An 18,327-nucleotide genomic window follows, 5' to 3' on the forward strand; every position below is an offset into this window, starting at 1 on the left:
ATTAATTAAAAAAGTTTTTCCATTTCTTCTGCTCTGTTGATGGCGCTTTGCATCGCGTTAGCAACAGTTTGCGGAAGGTTTTCGTTGTAAAATTGCTCTAAAGCCATCGCGGTGGTACCGCCTTTAGAGGTGACTTGTTCACGTAAGGTTGAAAAAGCCGTGTCGTGCTGGGATTTCGCCAGTTCAACGGAGCCTTCAATGGCATTCAACACTAATTCACGTGCTTGTTCTGCATCATAACCGAGTTGCTCTGCTTTTTGTTGCATCGCTTCCATAAATAAGAAGAAATAAGCGGGGGAGCTACCTGTAATTGCAATAATATTATTGATTTCTTGCTCTTTCTGGCACCAAATCGTTGAACCGACACTTTGCATTAATTCCTGCGCAAATTGTTTGTCTTGCTCAGTCACTTTGGCTTGCGCAAATAACCCGCTTACGCCTTTACCAACCAAGGATGGGGTATTTGGCATGATGCGCACTAAATTCAGTTGATGTGCAAAGTAATCGTTATAGCGCTCTGCTGGGATGCCTGCGGCAATGGTTAACACCAGTTTGTTATCAAAATCAGTGGCATTTTGCAGGGGTTCGCAGACTTCTTTCATCATTTGTGGTTTTACTGCTAATACAATGACATCGGCCTGTTTAACGGCAGCAAGGTTATCATCACTGCTAATAATGCCATATTGTGCGGCAATTTTATCGCGGCGCACGGGGGTTGGAGAACAAACGGTGATCATTGATGCGGGGTAACCATTGCTAACAAGCCCTGCGATGATAGCGTGAGCCATATTTCCAGCGCCGATGAAAGCAATTTTACGGTGTTGCATTCTGTTCTCCTTATTATTGATGATATTGGCGCGCACCAAAAATCGCGGTTCCTATGCGAACAAGGGTTGAACCGCAGTGAATAGCGGCGCGCATATCGTCAGTCATTCCCATCGATAGGGTATCGACTGTTGGGTAAGTAGTTTGTAACTGTTTAAATGCGTTGTCCATTTGACGAAACGCTTCACATTGACGGTCATAGTCTGATTCAGGGGCGGGGATCGTCATCAAACCTCGTAATACAAGGTTTGGCATAGTTGCGACTTCAGCAGCAAGCTTAGCAACCTCACCTAATGTTATGCCCGATTTGCTGTTTTCATCGCTAATATTAATTTGGATGAGTACATTTAGTGGCGTTTTATTGCTAGGGCGCTGGTCATTCAGACGCTGAGCAATTTTAGCTCTGTCAAGCGTGTGGAACCAATCAAAGTGTTCAGCGACTAAACGGCTTTTATTGGATTGTAATGGGCCGATAAAATGCCAAATAAGGTCAGTTCTATTTGCGAAATATTGGATTTTCTCAACGCCTTCTTGGACGTAATTTTCACCAAATTGGCGCTGGCCTGCTTCGATGGCTTCTAAAATGGCCTCACAAGGCTTGGTTTTACTGACAGCCAGCAGCGTAATGTCTTGGGGTGAACGATGACATTCTTCGGCAGCAGTTTGAATACGTGCGGTAACATCAGAGATATTATTTTGAATGGTCATGTATTTATTCATTATGGTTTAATTCAAAACTATTTTATTCACAGAGTGCATGAATAGTGACTGTTGACCATAGTGTAAAGCAATTCGCGTTAGAACGGCACCTTTGCATGAGATTTCCGTGAAAAATAACCTCAAAACTGTGCAAAATTAACTATGTTGCTCAAACCAGCTTTCAAGGATCACCACAGCGGAAGCCGAATCCACTTTTCCTTTGCTTAATGCGCGGTAGCCACCTTGCTCAAATAAGCCTGCTTTTGCTTCAACCGTGGAAAGTCGTTCATCGTGCAATTCGACTTTAACACCAAAACGGCCATGAATACGATTGGCAAAATTACGCGCTTGACTGGTGACCAGTTGCTCGGTGCCATCCATATTAAGGGGTAGGCCGACAATAACCAACTGAGGAAGCCATTCTTTAAGTAACTTTTCGATTTGTTGCCAATCAGGGCGACCATCACTGGCTTTAAGTGATGTTAATGGGCGTGCTGTACCTGTGATCTCTTGTCCAATAGCAACACCAATACTTTTTGTTCCGAAATCAAAGGCTAATAGCGTTCTTCCTGACATTATGCATGCCCCGCTTGCATGGAAATCGTATGAATATTGACACCAATTAAATTGGCAGCCGCAGCCCAACGTTCGTTAATTGGCGTATCAAAAATGAGTTTAGGGGATGCTTCAACTGTCAACCAGCTATTTTCCATGATTTCTCGCTCTAGTTGACCTGGCTCCCAACTGGAATAACCTAAGGCGACTAAAGAGTTTTCTGGCGAGTGATCGCTACCAAGAGTTTCTAAAATATCTTTCGACGTAGTGACCATCACTTCATCATTAAGATGCAAGCTAGATAAAAAGCCGCTAATTGGTGTATGTAAGATAAAACCATGTTCTTCTGCAACCGGGCCACCAGCAATCACGGGGCGTTGTAGGTTACGTTTATTGACTTTATCGGATACCGTAATTTCAAGCTTTCTTAACATGGTATCAACTGAAAAGTCATCAATGGGTTTATTAATGACTAAACCCATTGCGCCTTTTTCGTTGTGCTCACACACATACACTACAGATTGCTCAAAATAAGGATCTGTGAGGGATGGCATGGCAATAAGAAAATGGTTTTGTAGATTCAAACTTAAACTCCATTCATTTTTATTGAATTCGTTGGCTAAAAAGGCAGAAATCGCCTTTTTAGCCTGTTTTATTGCTTATTTTTTCAAGCGACGTTCAATGGCATCCATCAACATACCTGTGATAGAAATATCAAAAGCCGCTTCGATTTCACGAGCGCAGGTTGGGCTTGTGACGTTAATTTCAGTCAGGCGATCACCTATAATGTCTAACCCAACGAACACTAAGCCTTTTTCTTTCAATGTTGGCGCGACGGCACGCGCAATTGCCCAATCACTTTCTGTTAAAGGACGCGCTTCGCCACGGCCACCTGCGGCCAAATTACCACGGGTTTCACCTTGCGCTGGAATACGCGCTAAACAGTACGGCACTGGCTCACCATCAACCACTAACACACGCTTATCACCCTCTTTAATGGCAGGTAAAAAGTTTTGAGCCATACAATAGCGGGAGCTATGTTCTGTCAATGTTTCGATGATCACGCCTACGTTAGGGTCATCTTGCTTTAAACGGAAAATCGATGCACCGCCCATGCCATCAAGGGGTTTGAAGATCACATCCCCATGTTTTTGATGGAATTCTCTTAATTTTTGCGGGCTGCGAGTCACTAGCGTATCTGGCGTTAATTCAGGGAACCAAGCAGTGAATAATTTTTCATTACAGTCACGCAGGCTTTGCGGTTTATTCACAATCAAGGAACCTGCTTGTTCTGCGCGTTCTAAGATATAGGTTGCGTAAATGAACTCGGTATCGAATGGCGGATCTTTGCGCATCAAAATCGCATCAAGGGAACCGAGGGCGATATCTTGTTCACCATGGAATTCGTACCATTTCGCAGGATTTTCTTCGACGGTGACAATTTTAGTCTGTGCGCGAGCCTCACCTTGGTGCAAATAAAGGTCATTCATTTCCATATAATGGATTTCGTAACCACGACGCTGAGCTTCCAACATCATTGCAAAACTGGTGTCTTTCTTGATTTTGATGGATGAAATAGGATCCATCACTATACCGAGCTTGATCATTTTTTCTCCTTAACCCAGATCACCTAAGCGCACTTGCAGTGCAGTGATAGCGGTTAGCGCAGTCGTTTCTGTTCTAAGTACTCTAGGGCCTAACAGTATATCGGTAAATTGATAATTGGCTGTCATGGCGATTTCATCCGCTGAAAGCCCGCCTTCTGGGCCAATCAACAGTCTTACTTTTTTCAATTGAGTCGGCAGGGTATTGATGCTTTCTGTCGCTCTTGGGTGAAGATTTACCTTGAATGCACCGTCATCCTCCGCACACCAAGTTTCAAGGCTTTGTACGGGGCGAATTTCAGGGATACGGTTTCGGCCACATTGTTCACATGCAGCAATCGCAATTTTTTGCCATTGCTGTAATTTTTTTTCGAGTCGCTCGGGGTCTAAACGCACACCACAACGCTCTGAAATTAAAGGGGTAATGGTATTAACACCCAATTCAACAGATTTTTGGATGGTGAATTCCATTTTTTCCCCGCGTGACATGACTTGGCCTAAATGGAGATCGAGGGGGGACTCTCTATCATCAAGATTGCCACTTTCAATGTAGACCAAAACATGCTTTTTCGAAGCTTCCGTAATTTCAGCACTAAAAGTTTGGTTGCTACCATCAAACAGCTCAAGCTTCTGACCAGGAGCCATACGGAGGACTCTGCCCACATGGTTTGCGGCATCATCACCAAGAGAAATGGTTGTATTGGTTTGTATTGGCTCAGGGTGATAAATGCGTGGAATGCGCATGGTGTTTCCTTAGTACAGACTCGATTAATAAATAGGATAGCTTTGGTGAATATGGGGATTGAATCGCAAAACTCAAGCTTTGCTATCTAGTTTATAACGAAAAAAAACGTATTTATAGTACGTCTGTGCCATCGCCGTTAAATTAGACGCAATTGATAAATAAATAGAAAAAATTTGAGCTCGAATAAACTGATTGTATTGAACGGAATTAAAGTGTTTAGGTTGGTTATTTTTCTGCGTATATTTATTTTTTCTCCATAATGGAATAAGGAGTTAATATGCTCGACTTATGGTGCGCAGTTTTAGAAAAATTCGTTTTTATCTTTAATGAAATAATGAATCTTTTATTTAAATTGAAAACAAAGTGGAGCTGTTTTTATATTAAATTCAGTAACATTATGGTCAATAAGGAAGTTTATTTGATTTTAATGCTTTTAGTGTTATCTGTAATAATGACCTTTAAGCTATTGAAATCTATTCCTGAAAAATATTTTCAATTACCTTCCATTGAGGTTAATTATTTTTCATTGTTTTTTATTTATTCAGTGTTGGGTCTTATCGTTTTTTATTCGTTGAGTTATTGGCTTGTCATCTTATTTTTATTCGTATTTTTAAACTTCACTGTGTTGTTGTTTATTATTGATTATAAAACAGGGTATTTACCGAATATATTAACTTACCCATTCTTAGGGGCTGGGTTGTTGTATCAAATAAGCTCTCCAAACGGTAATGTGATTTCGGCTATCTATGCCATTATCGTGGCTTATTTGGCCATTATGTTTATCACAACACTGGTGGAAAAAATCAAAAAACAGCCGCAAATGGGAAGGGGAGATTTTAAATTGATTGCTGCGTGTGCATCATGGCTTGGTGTACTGAATTTACCGCATTTTTTAGGTCTAGCAGCAGTGCTAGGGCTTTTGCACTACAGTGCGAGTTATTGGCTATTACCTAAGTTCCATGGCGTTGGCGGAAAATCGTATTTGAAAAGTGGAGAAGGTATGAATATGGGGGGCCCGACTATTCCTTTTGGGCCAGCGATTTTGGTTAGTGCGAGTATTTGGCTGTATTTATCACTTATTCAATGATAATAAATGAATAACACAGCCAAATGATTTGCTCGTTTGGTTATTTAGCAGCATTAACCATGGTATCTAAGAATTGTTGCCATTTATCTGGCGCGCCAAGGTAGTTTTGTAGTGGGACTCGTAGCCACTGGCCTTGTTGCTGAATCAGTAATGTAGGGAAGCCAGATGCACCTGATTGCGCTAATAGTGTTTTACTGTTTTGAATGTGGGTCTTAGTTTCACTTAGCTCACTCTGTGCGTAGTCAGTCGTATATTGAGCGACATCCAACCCAATGCTTTGTGCTAAATCTAACAGGACAGCGCTATCATTAATGTGGCGCCCTGCAATATAGTGGGCTTTTTGAATCGCTTTTAGCATTTCTAAGCCTTTACCTTGTTTTGTTGCTGCCAGTATTGCGGTTTGCGGTATTGCTGAGTCCATTACAAAGTTAGGTTCATGTAACATTGTGAGGTAGTCATCACCAAAAACTTGCTCTGTCATTGACGCTATGCGTTTATCTGATTGGATAATGTGTTGGCGGAAATTATCATCTAAATGTAGTCGAGAGCTGCCTGCGAGCATGCCACCACCATGCATTTCGATATGAATATTTGGGTGTTTCGCAGCAACTTCAATTAACGGTGCAGCAGCATAACACCAGCCACAATAAGGGTCATAAATATAGTGTAGGGTAATATTGCTCATAATAATGTCTCGCTGAATTATTTTTAAGATACTCAAGGTGATAGCATAAACTATCCCCCTAGATCATTTTGTTTTTAATGTGTATCCACAAGTTACAAAAAGTACCAAAACAAATGAAATAGGGGGCAATTTATCGGCTTACTGAGGCCACTGCATTTCGCCTTTAATCACTTTGGCGCTGAGCTCTAAGCTCGATTTTTCATCTAAGTTAGGGTATTGCGTTTCTACTTTTTTAATCAGTTCATCCGCGTTTTTGCTTGCTTTTGTCGCAGTTTCAAAGTCATTTAAATATTGCTGAGTAAATGTAACGGTTCCAATATCAAACTTAGAATTGCCAGTAAAATGTCCTGGTACAACGGTTTCGGGTTTAAGTGCTTTAATACTCTCTAAAGCTTGTTGCCAGTTTTGGCGTGAGGTTTCAGTTTGCGTATCTGCAATCCACACATGGAGATTATCGTAAACTAATACGCCACCCACGACTGCTTTTAAAGAGGGTACCCACAGATAAGTTCTGTCTGGTGAGGCACCATCTAGGCCTTTAATCTCTAATTTTTCACCATCAACGGTAAAGCTATTCCCTTTAATGACTTCAGGAACAATAACATGGCTTGGTGCTTCATTTTTTAATTCACCGCCCCAATAGGCAAGTTTGCCATCTTTAGTTGCATTAATGGCGTTGACGGTTTCGGCAGTTGCAACCACTTTGGCTTCAGGGAAAGCTTTTGTCAGCGTCTCTAAACCAAAATAAAAATCAGGGTCTGAATGGCTAATATAAATGGTGGTTAATTTCTTATTCAGCTTTTGGATTTTATCGACTAATTTTTGTGCGTCGTTGTTTTGAAATTGAGCATCAATTAAAACCACTTCAGTTGGGCCGCTAATAATTTCAGATGAAACAGGGAAAACACTGTTATGGCCTGGGTTATACACATCTAATGTTAGCTTTTTAGCCTGTGCCATGTGCATAGTTGTTGCGAATAATGTCGTTGCTGCTAATAAGGTAAGTTTCATTTTTATATCCTAAAATTAAGTGATGCAGGTAAATGTTGTTTGGCTTGGCGTGTATATTAGATTGTAATAATGATGGGAAAAACAGCATAATTAGGCTTTATTTGTTGCATAAATCGGTCGAATTGGTGGGGTATGGATAGATTAAAAGCGGTAGAAGTGTTTATCACCATTGTGGAGAGTGGCAGCCTAAGCGGTGCGGCAGATAAGCTAGATATGTCTCGTGCGATGGTAACTCGCTATTTATCTGAGATGGAACAATGGGCGGGTGTTCGGTTATTAAACCGTACAACAAGGCGGCTTAGTTTAACCTCTGCAGGGGAAGGGGTTTACCAACAATCGTTACAACTAAATGCGATTTCACAAACGGTTCCTGTGCAGCAAGAGCATGATAATCAAGCATTATCAGGGCTGGTACGTATTAGTTGCTCACAATCTATTGCCCAAAGTGCGCTTTCCATGGCAATGACCGAGTTTATGCAACAGTACCCTAATATGGCTATTGATATGCAGATCTCGAATAAATCAGTGAATCTTATTGAGGAAAGAATTGATTTAGCGATCCGTATTACTAATCAGCTAGAGCCAAGTCTGATTGCGAAGCCTCTTTCGACCTGTTATTCCGTGATCTGTGCATCTCCCCGTTTTTTGGAAGGAAAAAAGCACCCTACAAAACCCGAGGATTTAGCATTACTGGATTGTCTAACTTATAACTTTTTTGGGCGTAGTTTATGGGTGTTTGAAAAAGAAGGCGAACAGCACACAGTGTTAGTGGATGGAAGGTTGAGTGCTAATGAATCTGTTTTTATCGCCGAAGCGACCTTAAATGGGGCAGGGGTTTCTATGCAGCCTTATTATTCAGTTGCAAAGTATTTGGATTCAGGCGAATTAATCCAATTATTACCTGATTACACACCAATGCCATTAGGTATTTACGCTGTGTATGCCAGTCGACAAAAAATGCCAACCTCACTACGTGCGGTGATCGATTATCTTGCTAACTGGTTTACTACCTCACCCCATTGGTTATCACTGATGCAGCAAGGCCAGCGCTAAATGTTGTTCAATCTGGTTAAATTGTTTTTTTAAATGTTTGGTAAATATATCAGTGAGTTGTGATGATGGGCGGTGAATAGGTCTAATTAAGCTCACCGTAAAGGGTATTGAAAAGCTTAAAGGACGCAGCGCTAGTTTACCCGATGATTGCTGGTGAAAATCCAACGCTGTTAGTGGGTTAACAATGGAAATCCCAATACCTTTTAGAGCCATCGCACAAATAGAAGAAGCCGAATGTGTTTCCATCACCATTTTTCGGTCAATTTGCTGCTCCGCAAAGGTTGAGTCAATTAATTGGCGGTAGCTGTCAGTTAAAGACAAACTAATAAAGCGTTGATGCTGAAAATCACTGGGGGTTAAGACCTTTTTTTGAGTGAGAGGATGCCCTGTAGGTAACACACACACTTCATTTAAACTTCCAAGCGTTTGTTGCTCAGTACCTGGCGGCATTTGCAAATGTTCTGTTAAACCAAAATCATAGCGCTGGGCAGAGAGCCATTCTTCGAGCACAGGAGATTCCTGAGGGATTACGGTGATACTGACATCAGGATAGCTTTCCATGAAAGAGTGGCAGACTGACGGTAAAAGGGATTGGGCAAAAGCGGGTAAGCAGGTGACAGAAATTTGGGCATGTTCAAAACGGCGTATTGTTTCTGCTGAGTTTTTGATGCGCTCTAACCCATAGTAAGAGCGTTCAACTTCTTCTAAAAATCGCAGCCCTTGCGCGGTGGGTTGCAAGCGCCCTTTGACGCGATCAAAAAGCTTAAATTGTAGTAAATGCTCAAGGCGTGCCAGTTCACGGCTGATGGTAGGCTGTGAAGTATTCAACAATGCAGCGGCTTCCGTCAAATTCGGTGCGGTCATCACTGCACGAAATATCTCAATATGTCGCCACGAAATGGCCTGCATTTTTCACCTCAAAACCAAAGCTATATCAAATATGAATAGATTTTAGCAAAATGGATATTTTTTTTCCCATCTTTTCTCTGAATAATAGACTTTAATATAATAAAAACTTGCAAACGAGAAACATAATGACTTCATTCGCAACCACTTCAAGCCAGTATTTAACCCCTGAACATTTACGTGCGCTACCTGCACAATACGGTACCCCTGTTTGGGTATATGACAGTGCAGTAATCATTGAGCGTATTAAGCAATTACAAATCTTTGATACGGTGCGCTTTGCTCAAAAAGCTAGTTCAAATATTCATATTTTGCGCCTTATGAGAGAGCAGGGCGTTAAAGTCGATTCAGTTTCTTTAGGGGAAATCGAACGTGCGCTGGTGGCCGGCTTCAAGCCAGGTCGTGAAAAGTCAGAAATCGTGTTTACTGCGGACGTGCTTGATAGAGCAACACTGGCTAAAGTGACGGAGCTGGATATACCTGTCAATGCGGGGTCAATTGATATGCTAGACCAAATTGGTCAGCAAAAAGCAGGGCATCCAGTTTGGCTTCGTATCAACCCTGGTTTTGGTCATGGTCATAGCCAAAAAACCAATACTGGTGGTGAAAATAGCAAGCACGGTATTTGGCATGAAGATTTACCTTTAGCCTTAGAAAAAATTCGTCATTATAATTTGTCGTTAATCGGTATTCATATGCACATTGGCTCAGGCGTTGATTATCAACATCTTGCAGATGTATGTGATTCGATGGTGGCGCTGGTGACAACTGCTGGCGTGGATCTTCATGCTATTTCAGCGGGTGGTGGGTTATCGACACCTTACCGTGAAGGCGATGAATTAATCGATGTGCAGCATTATTATAGTTTATGGGATAACGCGCGCCAGCGCATAGCGCAGCATCTAGGACACGCGATTGAACTTGAAATCGAACCAGGTCGCTATTTAGTGGCTGAATCGGGCGTTTTGCTGGCGGAAGTGCGTGCTGTTAAAGATATGGGAAGCCGTCATTATGTCTTAGTCGACAGTGGTTTTAATGATTTAATGCGCCCAGCGATGTATGGCAGTTATCATCATATTTCTGTTTTACCTGCAGACGGGAGTGCTGCGGATGAGTCACAACTAAAAGACACCATTATTGCCGGCCCTTTATGTGAATCTGGGGATGTGTTTACTCAGCTTGAAGGTGGGCTTGTGGTGACTCGCGCATTACCTGAGGTCAACGTGGGGGATTATTTGGTTTTCCACGACACAGGAGCCTACGGCGCATCTATGTCTTCAAACTATAATAGCCGACCATTATTACCAGAGGTGATGTTTGTTGAGGGGAAACCGCAATTAATTCGCCGTCGTCAAACGATTGAAGAACTATTGGCATTAGAGCTGTAGTTTAAATCATTCTTCAAAAAAATTAATGGGTCCAGCTATTGAATAAATAGCTGGATTTTTTTGTTTTTAATTAAGGTTAAAATTACTCTTTTAGGTTATTTACAATATTTTCCCATCTGTAAAAATAAATTTATTATTTCTAATGGTTTATTTTATTTAAAGTGAATAATATGAAATTGATATTTTTTATACTTAGCCTCGTTTTTTTAGAGTGTAAAGCTCAAGATTTGAAAAGAGGTGTCATTATGCCATCATATAGGATGCTGTCATTTAATTATGATAGCAAATATTTAATATATGAACCGTCTATTAATGATGAGTATCCACCACCAAGAAATGAAAAAGATTTTTTCTTGTTAGTTGAAAAGGCAGCATCAGGAGATTCCAATAGTAATTTATTATTGTTTAAATTATTTCTTAAAGATTCTAATTGTAAGTATTTTGATTTTAAACCTGCCATGCCTAATTTTATTTGTAAAAAAGCTGTTAATTACTTAATTGAATCGGTTAATAGAAATCCTGATAATAATATAGCGTTATTTGAAATGAGTAAACTTCATTATAAAGGGGTTGTATTAGATGAAAATATAAATAAAGCAAATTTAATTCTAGATAAGATAATAGAAAAAGGAGGACGAGATTCTGTATTAGTCTGTGATTATTTAGTTGAAATTACTCTTTTTGATGATGAAAGAAACATAAAAGATATTGATAAAGCACGATATTATGCAAATCTTGGCTCGAAAAATGGTAGCGATAAATGTAATAAATATCTCAATGATATAGATTACTACATGAAAAACAAATGAAGATAATAGACGGGGGGATGGAAGTTAAAGAATATATACCGGAACATTATTTACAAAGCGTGAATGAAGGTGATAGTCGGTTAATCGAACTAGATGATAATGGTTTCTCTAGCTATGGAGGTCCTAGTTTTACTATATTTATTGCTCCGCCAGATAGCCAATATATAGATGTTGTAGGTGATAATACAAGTATAGGGGATTCTTCTTTGGGTCATGTATTTATTGGTCTTAAAGGTACAAATCCGGAAAGTAACCAATTTGAAAGTGTATCAATAGGCTTTAGTGCGGGTAATAGCTATTTGACAAATACGGATAATATTTCGTTCGATGACCATAATAAATATTCAGAAGCATCATCTGTGACAATTGTGGGGCAAGGGCCTATATTCCACAATGATTTAAACAATTTGTTTAATACATATAACTCAATTAAAAACAACCTGGATGGTAATGAAAATTATAATTTGATATCAAACAATTGTATTGACTTTGTGAGTGATTTTCTTGAGAAATCTGGCGTCAATGGTATAAAACTAGAAGAGACGCCAAAGAAAAATTTAAAGAAAATAAAGATGATAGCAAAAGAATATAGAACACCTTTAATTATTGATTTAAATAATAATGGTGTGGAAACTTTATCATATGATCTTGGTGTATTATTTGAGTTCAATGGAAAACTAAAACAAACCGGATGGGTTTCTCCTAGTGATGCATTATTAGTTATAGATAAAAATAGTGATGGTATTATTAATGATTCTAGTGAGTTATTTGGGGATGATTATCTGAAGGAAAATGGTTGTTTTGCATTAAATGGTTTTGATGGTTTATTGGATTTTGATAGCAATAATGATGGGTTTATTAGTAATGATGACTTTTACTGGGAATATCTTAAATTATGGCGAGATGAGAACAGTGATGGTAAAACTCAGCCTGAAGAGCTACTAGGTTTAAGTGAAATAGGTATTTCATCAATAAACTTAAATTATTCATTTTCTGACTATGTGGATGAAAATAGTAATGAACATAAATTAATATCAGAGGTAACTTGGATTGATGGAAAAAAAACAGATGTTGTTGATGTGTGGTTTAAACAAAAAGAAATATCCCATCCTGAAGACCAACTAGTTGAGTTTATTTCATTATTTAATAATGAGCCATCCATAAGCTTAAATAACAAACTAGTTACTTCAATGACAAGTACATTCCCATTTTTAATATCAAATAACGCCCGTTTATTTAATGGAATAATATGAAGTGGTTATTAATTGTGCTGGCTTTTATTTTCAGTGGATATGAGTCATATTCCTACAATGAAAGCTTTTTTAAAAGTAGTGACGTAAAACCGCCGTCATATAGAATGCTGGCTTTTTCTACTAATAATATGAAGTATGAAGAAGAGAAAAAACTTTTTCAGGCCATGATACCAATTAAAACAGCGGGGAAATTTTATCTACTTAAAAATAGTGCTGGTGAAGGTGATGCCAAAACCAATTATCTTTTGTTTTTATTATATTTTGATGATTCGAACTGTTCTGAAAAAAGCCTAGTCAATTTAAAGCGGATTGCAGATGAAAATTGTTTGATTGCATTAGAATATTTACATAAAACTGTGATGATTGAACCTAATTTTCAGCTGGGTTTATACCGATTAGCTTACTTCAATAATTATGGCATTGGTATGGAAATTAATTTAGAACAATCAATGAAATATTGGGAAATGTTAATAAAAACTAAAGGCTATTACCGTTTATTAGCGCTAGATGCAGCAGCTGAAATATATTTTTATGAGTTTAATGAGCTTAATAAAGCAAAAGAGTATCTAACAATTTGTGCAAATGAAGGTGGGGAAATCTGTCAATTTAAACTGAGTGATTGGGATAATAAAATTAAATTACGACCTTATATATTAGAGGCTAAACAACGAGAACCCCCGAGTACGTAGAAAATTGATGTATAATTTGCACTAACAAAAAACCCAAGGAGTAGGATGCTCCTTGAGTTTTATTACTTATCTATAAACTAAGCGGCTTTCTTTTTCTTGCTAGCGTCTTCGTTTGACGGTTCATCAGGAGACTTTTTTGACGGAAGCACTCCTAAGTCATCAAATTCAAACTCATCGACATTAATTGTGCGTAATCGGCTCGCTTCTGCTTTACGTAGGATATCGGCTTCTTCCTGCGTGATGACATTTTCAGGCAGCATTTGATCAGCCAGTTTGTCTAAACGGGTAAAGCTGAGTTTACGCTCTTTCAGGCGGCAGATGCGTTCAAAAATGGGTTCCGCAGCAATAATATCCAGTAATGCTTGGTTAACTAAGCCATGCGGGTTGTTTTCCGTAGGCGTTAAATACTGCCCGCGGCCTAATCTGTCACGAGTTTCTGATGGCTCCATCAACAGCTGTGCCAATTTATGATCAAGTCTGTCTGATGGCATGGACATCGCACGTCCTGTAGGGAACAAAGTTATTCGCATAATCGCTGCCACCATTTTGTTCGGGAAGTTTTTCAGTAGATCATCAATTGCCTTTTCAGACTGATATAAGCAATCTTCAACAGCCCATTTTACCAGTGGTAAATCCGCTTTTTGGCGACCTTCATCTTCATAGCGTTTCAAAGTTGCAGATGCAAGATACAGGTTGCTGAGGATATCCCCTAAGCGAGCTGAAATACGTTCGCGACGTTTTAAGCTGCCACCTAACACGCCCATTGCGACATCGGATAACAACGCTAAGTTAGCACTATGACGATTTAACATCTGATAATAGCGGCGTGTTTCATCTTTGGTTGGTGCGTGACTACCTCGACCGTTAGTTAAACCTAACCAGAAGCTGCGGAATTGGTTACTAATGACATGACCAATGTGACCAAATACGGCTTTATCAAATTTGTGCAGATTGTTATCTTGCGCAGCCGCCATTTCGTCTAAGACGAAAGGATGGCAACGAATTGCACCTTGACCGAAGATAATCATACTGCGAGTCAGAATATTAGCACCTTCAACCGTAATTGCGATAGGCGCACCTTGGTAAGCCCGTGCAACAAAGTTGGAGTCCCCTAAGCAGATACCTTTACCGCCTGTGATATCCATCGCATCAATAATGGCGCGCTGACCGCGGTGGGTACAGTGGTACTTAACGATAGCCGAAAGTACTGCGGGTTTTTCGCCTAACATAATACCTGAGGTGATTAATGTGGCTGCTGCATCCATCAAGTAAGTATTACCTGCGATGCGTGCTAAGGGTTCTTCGATACCTTCCATTTTACCAATCGGTAATTTGAATTGGCGGCGAATATAAGAATAGGCACCTGTTGCAATAGCGATACTTTTCAAGCTACCTGTTGAGTTTGATGGTAGTGTAATACCACGCCCTACAGACAGGCATTCCACTAACATTCTCCAGCCTTGACCAGCCATTTTGGGCCCACCGATGATGTAATCGATAGGGACAAAAATATCTTTTCCGCGAGTCGGGCCATTCATAAATGGAATATTGAGTGGGAAGTGACGGTGACCAATTTCAACGCCTGGCGTGTTGGTTGGAATTAACGCACAGGTGATGCCGAGGTTTTTCTCACCGCCCAATAGTTTGTCTGGATCTGACAATTTAAACGCAAGGCCAAGTACAGTGGCGATAGGTGCTAAGGTAATATAGCGTTTATTCCATGATAAACGCATACCTAACACTTGTTCACCCTGCCATTCTCCCATACAGACAACACCAGAATCGGGAATCGCACCTGCATCGGAGCCTGCTTCAGGGCTGGTTAAGGCAAAACACGGAATTTCTTCGCCTGTTGCTAAGCCTGGTAGGTAGCGTTGTTTTTGCTCATCAGTGCCATAATGTTGTAATAATTCACCTGGGCCTAATGAGTTTGGTACACCCACCGTGATGGCTAAAATACCTGATACACCTGCGAGTTTTTGTAATACTTGTGATTGCGCGTAAGCTGAAAACTCAAGACCACCATATTCTTTTTTGATGATCATGGCGAAAAAGCGGTGATCGCGAAGGTATTGCCAAACTTCAGGCGTTAAGTCAGCAAGCTCATGGCTAACTTCAAAATCATTTACCATGCCACACACAGTTTCTACTGGGCCATCAATAAACGCTTGTTCTTCCGCCGTTAACTGTGGTTTTGGATAATTATGCAGTTTGTTCCAATCTGGTGCACCACGGAAAAGGTCGCCTTCCCACCATGTTGTTCCTGCGTCAATAGCCTCTTTTTCAGTTCTCGACATTGGCGGCATGACTTTTTGAAACATTTTCATGGCTCGTGATGAGAAAAGAGACTGGCGTACAGGAGAAAAAACAAATGGGAATAAGACCAGAGCTACTGGCAGCAACATCCAGTAACTCCAAATATTTAACATGCCCATGACGACAGTATAGGCTAATAGCAGTACTGTACTGAGTACAAGGGAGGTTCTGTGATAACTAAGTACGCCAATTAAGGCGAGAAATAACACAATGCTAAGAAGGATCATAGTGGATCTCCTGTCAACTTGTAAGAGGTCTGACCTGTTTGATAACTCAATCTATACCTAGCAATAAAGAATTAGCAATATATTTACATCTTAATTACAACTTAGTTCACAAAAAAATCAAATAATGGAGGGGATAGTTGAAATTAAAATTATTACCATTAAATAAAATAAGGTTATTAAGTATAACAAAACGTTATTTTTGTCGACGAGCTCAAGACAGCACAATCAAAAGTAGAAACAAAAAGCCCCCTGTGCAACAATCTGAGTATTAAAGCTTAATGACTGATATCCATCTGAATTTGTGTCCTAGTGAGATCGATTTACTGTAAATCATTTTGGATGTAAGTTGGCTATATTCTCAATAACGTATTCTTAATTAAGGGGAAACCTCATGTACCAAGATTTGATCCGCAGTGAATTAACTGAAGCGGCCGAGACGTTATCAAATTTCCTAAGTGACGAAGCGAATATCGAAGCCATTCAACAAGCGGCGGTGTTATTAGCGGATTCTTTTAAAGCCGGCGGCAAAGTCTTATCTTGTGGCAATGGTGGATCTCACTGCGATGCGATGCATTTTGCTGAAGAATTGACAGGCCGTTATCGTGAAAACCGTCCAGGTTACCCTGCTATTGCGATCTCAGATGTGAGCCATTTATCCTGTGTGAGTAATGACTTCGGTTATGAGTTTGTTTTCTCTCGTTTTATTGAAGCAGTTGGCATGAAAGGTGATGTGTTACTGGGAATTTCAACATCAGGTAACTCAGGAAATATTATCAAAGCGATTGCCGCTGCACGTGAAAAAGGTATGAAAGTCATCACATTAACAGGAAAAGATGGTGGCAAAATGGCAGGCACGGCAGATATTGAAATTCGTGTACCTCATTTTGGTTATGCGGATCGTATTCAAGAAATTCATATCAAAGTTATCCATATCCTTATTCAATTAATTGAAAAAGAGATGGTGAAGTAACGATTTAGCCGTTGTAGGAGCTTTTAAATGTGCGAGTTACTTGGCATGAGTGCCAATGTTCCAACCGATATTACCTTTAGTTTGAGTGGGTTAATTTCTCGTGGTGGTCAAACTGGGCCACACAAAGATGGCTGGGGAATCACGTTTTACGAAGGTCTCGGGTGTCGCACATTTAAAGATCCACAACCGAGTTTTACATCCCCCGTTGCGCGTTTTGTGCAGGAATACCCCATCAAGTCTGAAAGTATTGTGGCGCATATCCGCCAAGCTAATCGAGGGGATGTATCGTTAGTGAACACTCACCCTTTCACCAGAGAGCTATGGGGACGTAATTGGACTTATGCTCATAATGGACAACTTAAGGGATACCGTTCCCTTAACACAGGGCGTTATTGGCCTATTGGGGAAACAGACAGTGAATGGGCATTTTGTTGGATTTTGCAACAGCTGAGTGAAAAATATCCACGAAAACCGTCAAACTGGAAAAGTGTCTTTCGTTTTATTGCAACTTTAGCTGATCAATTGCGGAGTAAAGGTGTCTTCAATATGTTGTTGTCTGATGGGCAATATTTGATGGCGTTTAGCTCAACGAAATTACATTGGATCACGCGTAAAGCGCCGTTTGGCATGGCTAAGTTGCTCGATCAAGATATTGAAATTGATTTTGCACAGTGCACAACACCAACAGATATCGTCTCTGTGATTGCAACTCAACCTTTGACAGGCAATGAAGACTGGCAAAAGATTGAGCCAGGTAATTTTGTGTTATTCCACCTTGGTCAGCGCATACTGTGATTTCATCCCTAACAATTTTGTTGGGGTATCAGGTAGGCCCATGACTGCATATTTTCCTGAATTTACAGAGACCTGTGCGAGTCTTCCTGTTTGGTTGAAATACTCATAGGCAGGCTGTAGTTGCTGCCAAAACGTGTAATGGCTTGAATTTCGGTAGCGCAGCATATTTTCTTTCGTCATTTTAAACGGATAGATATTTACGCTAATCGTCGATTGGCCATTTAGCAAGGCAGTTTCTACCGTTTGGTAGATTTCGCCCATGTACTTATCGGTCATCGCATAACAACCCACCGACACGCAGCTGCCGTGGATCATCAGGTAACTTCCGCTATACCCTTGGGCTTTATCGAACTCATTAGGGAAACCTATATTGATAGATCGGTAATACCGACTATTAGGGTTGAGTTGCTCTGCTGTAATTTGATAGAAACCTTCGGGGCTTTTAAGATCACCCTCTATTTTCTTTGGCCCTAACCCACCAGAAAACTTACAAATGGGATAGGTTTTCGACAAGGTATATTTGCCTGATGGTGTTTTTTGGTAGAGTTCAAGTACACCTTCTTGCTTAAATATTTGTATAAATATCGATGAATCTGGATTTGCTCGTGATTCATTCTTTAGCAAAAATGAAGCGTTATTTGCCTGAGCAACCAATGTATACATGAGTACAAATGGAGATATGGCACAAAGTAGTTTACTTTTTTTCATGC

Annotated in this window: 19 protein-coding genes; 8 read left to right on the top strand and 11 right to left on the bottom strand. The window is 40.1% G+C overall.

Features of this window, described 5'->3' with window-relative positions:
* Nucleotides 1-5: 5 nt before the first annotated feature.
* The 6 genes from proC to rsmE form a co-directional block, all read right to left on the bottom strand.
* Complete coding sequence (gene proC / locus PR808_RS17755) at nucleotides 6-827, bottom strand: pyrroline-5-carboxylate reductase (RefSeq protein WP_272539821.1); 822 nt, start codon at nucleotides 825-827, stop codon at nucleotides 6-8.
* A gap of 13 nt (nucleotides 828-840) precedes the next feature.
* Nucleotides 841-1,533 (bottom strand): YggS family pyridoxal phosphate-dependent enzyme, encoded by a 693-nt coding sequence (locus PR808_RS17760; protein WP_272539822.1) that lies wholly within the window; start codon nucleotides 1,531-1,533, stop codon nucleotides 841-843.
* 147 nt (nucleotides 1,534-1,680) lie between these two features.
* On the bottom strand, nucleotides 1,681-2,100 hold the full coding sequence (gene ruvX / locus PR808_RS17765; RefSeq protein WP_206084733.1) for a Holliday junction resolvase RuvX: 420 nt from the start codon (nucleotides 2,098-2,100) through the stop codon (nucleotides 1,681-1,683).
* Nucleotides 2,100-2,663: a YqgE/AlgH family protein gene (locus PR808_RS17770; protein ID WP_206084734.1), complete on the bottom strand. Its 564-nt coding sequence runs from the start codon at nucleotides 2,661-2,663 to the stop codon at nucleotides 2,100-2,102. The genes ruvX and PR808_RS17770 overlap by 1 nt, the downstream gene beginning before the upstream one ends.
* Nucleotides 2,664-2,738: 75 nt before the next feature.
* The gene (gshB, locus tag PR808_RS17775) at nucleotides 2,739-3,686 is read right to left on the bottom strand and encodes a glutathione synthase (RefSeq protein WP_206084735.1); all 948 of its coding nucleotides are present in this window, start codon (nucleotides 3,684-3,686) and stop codon (nucleotides 2,739-2,741) included.
* Between the two features lie 9 nt (nucleotides 3,687-3,695).
* Nucleotides 3,696-4,427: a 16S rRNA (uracil(1498)-N(3))-methyltransferase gene (gene rsmE / locus PR808_RS17780; RefSeq protein WP_206084736.1), complete on the bottom strand. Its 732-nt coding sequence runs from the start codon at nucleotides 4,425-4,427 to the stop codon at nucleotides 3,696-3,698.
* Nucleotides 4,428-4,855: 428 nt separating this feature from the next.
* Between rsmE and PR808_RS17785 the strand changes: the two genes are divergently transcribed.
* On the top strand, nucleotides 4,856-5,515 hold the full coding sequence (locus tag PR808_RS17785) for a prepilin peptidase (RefSeq protein WP_241016856.1): 660 nt from the start codon (nucleotides 4,856-4,858) through the stop codon (nucleotides 5,513-5,515).
* Nucleotides 5,516-5,555: 40 nt separating this feature from the next.
* Here PR808_RS17785 and PR808_RS17790 read toward each other — a convergent pair whose 3' ends face one another.
* Nucleotides 5,556-6,200: a DsbA family protein gene (locus PR808_RS17790; RefSeq protein ID WP_206084737.1), complete on the bottom strand. Its 645-nt coding sequence runs from the start codon at nucleotides 6,198-6,200 to the stop codon at nucleotides 5,556-5,558.
* 138 nt (nucleotides 6,201-6,338) lie between these two features.
* The gene (locus tag PR808_RS17795) at nucleotides 6,339-7,211 is read right to left on the bottom strand and encodes an MBL fold metallo-hydrolase (protein WP_272539823.1); all 873 of its coding nucleotides are present in this window, start codon (nucleotides 7,209-7,211) and stop codon (nucleotides 6,339-6,341) included.
* A gap of 132 nt (nucleotides 7,212-7,343) precedes the next feature.
* On the opposite strand from PR808_RS17795, the gene PR808_RS17800 reads away from it, so the two are divergent.
* The gene (locus PR808_RS17800) at nucleotides 7,344-8,264 is read left to right on the top strand and encodes a LysR family transcriptional regulator (protein WP_206084739.1); all 921 of its coding nucleotides are present in this window, start codon (nucleotides 7,344-7,346) and stop codon (nucleotides 8,262-8,264) included.
* Here PR808_RS17800 and PR808_RS17805 read toward each other — a convergent pair.
* Nucleotides 8,238-9,173: a LysR family transcriptional regulator gene (locus tag PR808_RS17805; RefSeq protein ID WP_206084740.1), complete on the bottom strand. Its 936-nt coding sequence runs from the start codon at nucleotides 9,171-9,173 to the stop codon at nucleotides 8,238-8,240. The genes PR808_RS17800 and PR808_RS17805 overlap by 27 nt on opposite strands.
* 125 nt (nucleotides 9,174-9,298) lie before the next feature.
* On the opposite strand from PR808_RS17805, the gene lysA reads away from it, so the two are divergent.
* From lysA to PR808_RS17825, 4 genes are all read left to right on the top strand, one after another.
* Complete coding sequence (lysA, locus tag PR808_RS17810; RefSeq protein ID WP_272539824.1) at nucleotides 9,299-10,558, top strand: diaminopimelate decarboxylase; 1,260 nt, start codon at nucleotides 9,299-9,301, stop codon at nucleotides 10,556-10,558.
* A 245-nt stretch (nucleotides 10,559-10,803) separates the two neighbouring features.
* Nucleotides 10,804-11,367: a sel1 repeat family protein gene (locus PR808_RS17815; RefSeq protein WP_272539825.1), complete on the top strand. Its 564-nt coding sequence runs from the start codon at nucleotides 10,804-10,806 to the stop codon at nucleotides 11,365-11,367.
* Nucleotides 11,364-12,620 (top strand): hypothetical protein, encoded by a 1,257-nt coding sequence (locus PR808_RS17820; RefSeq protein ID WP_272539826.1) that lies wholly within the window; start codon nucleotides 11,364-11,366, stop codon nucleotides 12,618-12,620. Before PR808_RS17815 ends, PR808_RS17820 begins: the two co-directional genes overlap by 4 nt.
* The gene (locus tag PR808_RS17825; RefSeq protein ID WP_206084745.1) at nucleotides 12,617-13,309 is read left to right on the top strand and encodes a hypothetical protein; all 693 of its coding nucleotides are present in this window, start codon (nucleotides 12,617-12,619) and stop codon (nucleotides 13,307-13,309) included. The genes PR808_RS17820 and PR808_RS17825 overlap by 4 nt, the downstream gene beginning before the upstream one ends.
* A 77-nt stretch (nucleotides 13,310-13,386) precedes the next feature.
* Here the strand turns inward: PR808_RS17825 and fadE are convergent, their stop codons facing one another.
* A complete protein-coding gene (gene fadE, locus PR808_RS17830; protein WP_206084746.1) occupies nucleotides 13,387-15,852 on the bottom strand; it encodes an acyl-CoA dehydrogenase FadE in 2,466 nt (821 codons plus the stop codon).
* 391 nt (nucleotides 15,853-16,243) lie between these two features.
* On the opposite strand from fadE, the gene lpcA reads away from it, so the two are divergent.
* Both lpcA and PR808_RS17840 read left to right on the top strand, forming a co-directional pair.
* Nucleotides 16,244-16,822: a D-sedoheptulose 7-phosphate isomerase gene (gene lpcA / locus PR808_RS17835; protein ID WP_206084747.1), complete on the top strand. Its 579-nt coding sequence runs from the start codon at nucleotides 16,244-16,246 to the stop codon at nucleotides 16,820-16,822.
* Nucleotides 16,823-16,849: 27 nt separating this feature from the next.
* The gene (locus tag PR808_RS17840) at nucleotides 16,850-17,617 is read left to right on the top strand and encodes a class II glutamine amidotransferase (RefSeq protein ID WP_206084748.1); all 768 of its coding nucleotides are present in this window, start codon (nucleotides 16,850-16,852) and stop codon (nucleotides 17,615-17,617) included.
* Here the strand turns inward: PR808_RS17840 and PR808_RS17845 are convergent.
* Nucleotides 17,588-18,325: a L,D-transpeptidase family protein gene (locus PR808_RS17845; RefSeq protein WP_206084749.1), complete on the bottom strand. Its 738-nt coding sequence runs from the start codon at nucleotides 18,323-18,325 to the stop codon at nucleotides 17,588-17,590. The two genes, PR808_RS17840 and PR808_RS17845, sit on opposite strands and share 30 nt — an antisense overlap.
* Nucleotides 18,326-18,327 lie beyond the last annotated feature (2 nt).

Origin of the sequence: Providencia sp. PROV197 (genome assembly GCF_028479625.1) — a bacterium.
GTDB lineage: Bacteria > Pseudomonadota > Gammaproteobacteria > Enterobacterales > Enterobacteriaceae > Providencia > Providencia vermicola.

What these genes read in the sequence shown, in the direction of transcription:
- proC (WP_272539821.1), bottom strand. Translation starts at nt 827, where the DNA reads ATGCAACACCGTAAAATTGCTTTCATCGGCGCTGGAAATATGGCTCAC.
- PR808_RS17760 (WP_272539822.1), bottom strand. Translation starts at nt 1,533, where the DNA reads ATGACCATTCAAAATAATATCTCTGATGTTACCGCACGTATTCAAACT.
- ruvX (WP_206084733.1), bottom strand. Translation starts at nt 2,100, where the DNA reads ATGTCAGGAAGAACGCTATTAGCCTTTGATTTCGGAACAAAAAGTATT.
- gshB (WP_206084735.1), bottom strand. Translation starts at nt 3,686, where the DNA reads ATGATCAAGCTCGGTATAGTGATGGATCCTATTTCATCCATCAAAATC.
- rsmE (WP_206084736.1), bottom strand. Translation starts at nt 4,427, where the DNA reads ATGCGCATTCCACGCATTTATCACCCTGAGCCAATACAAACCAATACA.
- PR808_RS17785 (WP_241016856.1), top strand. Translation starts at nt 4,856, where the DNA reads ATGCTTTTAGTGTTATCTGTAATAATGACCTTTAAGCTATTGAAATCT.
- PR808_RS17790 (WP_206084737.1), bottom strand. Translation starts at nt 6,200, where the DNA reads ATGAGCAATATTACCCTACACTATATTTATGACCCTTATTGTGGCTGG.
- PR808_RS17795 (WP_272539823.1), bottom strand. Translation starts at nt 7,211, where the DNA reads ATGAAACTTACCTTATTAGCAGCAACGACATTATTCGCAACAACTATG.
- PR808_RS17800 (WP_206084739.1), top strand. Translation starts at nt 7,344, where the DNA reads ATGGATAGATTAAAAGCGGTAGAAGTGTTTATCACCATTGTGGAGAGT.
- PR808_RS17805 (WP_206084740.1), bottom strand. Translation starts at nt 9,173, where the DNA reads ATGCAGGCCATTTCGTGGCGACATATTGAGATATTTCGTGCAGTGATG.
- lysA (WP_272539824.1), top strand. Translation starts at nt 9,299, where the DNA reads ATGACTTCATTCGCAACCACTTCAAGCCAGTATTTAACCCCTGAACAT.
- PR808_RS17815 (WP_272539825.1), top strand. Translation starts at nt 10,804, where the DNA reads ATGCCATCATATAGGATGCTGTCATTTAATTATGATAGCAAATATTTA.
- PR808_RS17820 (WP_272539826.1), top strand. Translation starts at nt 11,364, where the DNA reads ATGAAGATAATAGACGGGGGGATGGAAGTTAAAGAATATATACCGGAA.
- PR808_RS17825 (WP_206084745.1), top strand. Translation starts at nt 12,617, where the DNA reads ATGAAGTGGTTATTAATTGTGCTGGCTTTTATTTTCAGTGGATATGAG.
- fadE (WP_206084746.1), bottom strand. Translation starts at nt 15,852, where the DNA reads ATGATCCTTCTTAGCATTGTGTTATTTCTCGCCTTAATTGGCGTACTT.
- lpcA (WP_206084747.1), top strand. Translation starts at nt 16,244, where the DNA reads ATGTACCAAGATTTGATCCGCAGTGAATTAACTGAAGCGGCCGAGACG.
- PR808_RS17840 (WP_206084748.1), top strand. Translation starts at nt 16,850, where the DNA reads ATGTGCGAGTTACTTGGCATGAGTGCCAATGTTCCAACCGATATTACC.
- PR808_RS17845 (WP_206084749.1), bottom strand. Translation starts at nt 18,325, where the DNA reads ATGAAAAAAAGTAAACTACTTTGTGCCATATCTCCATTTGTACTCATG.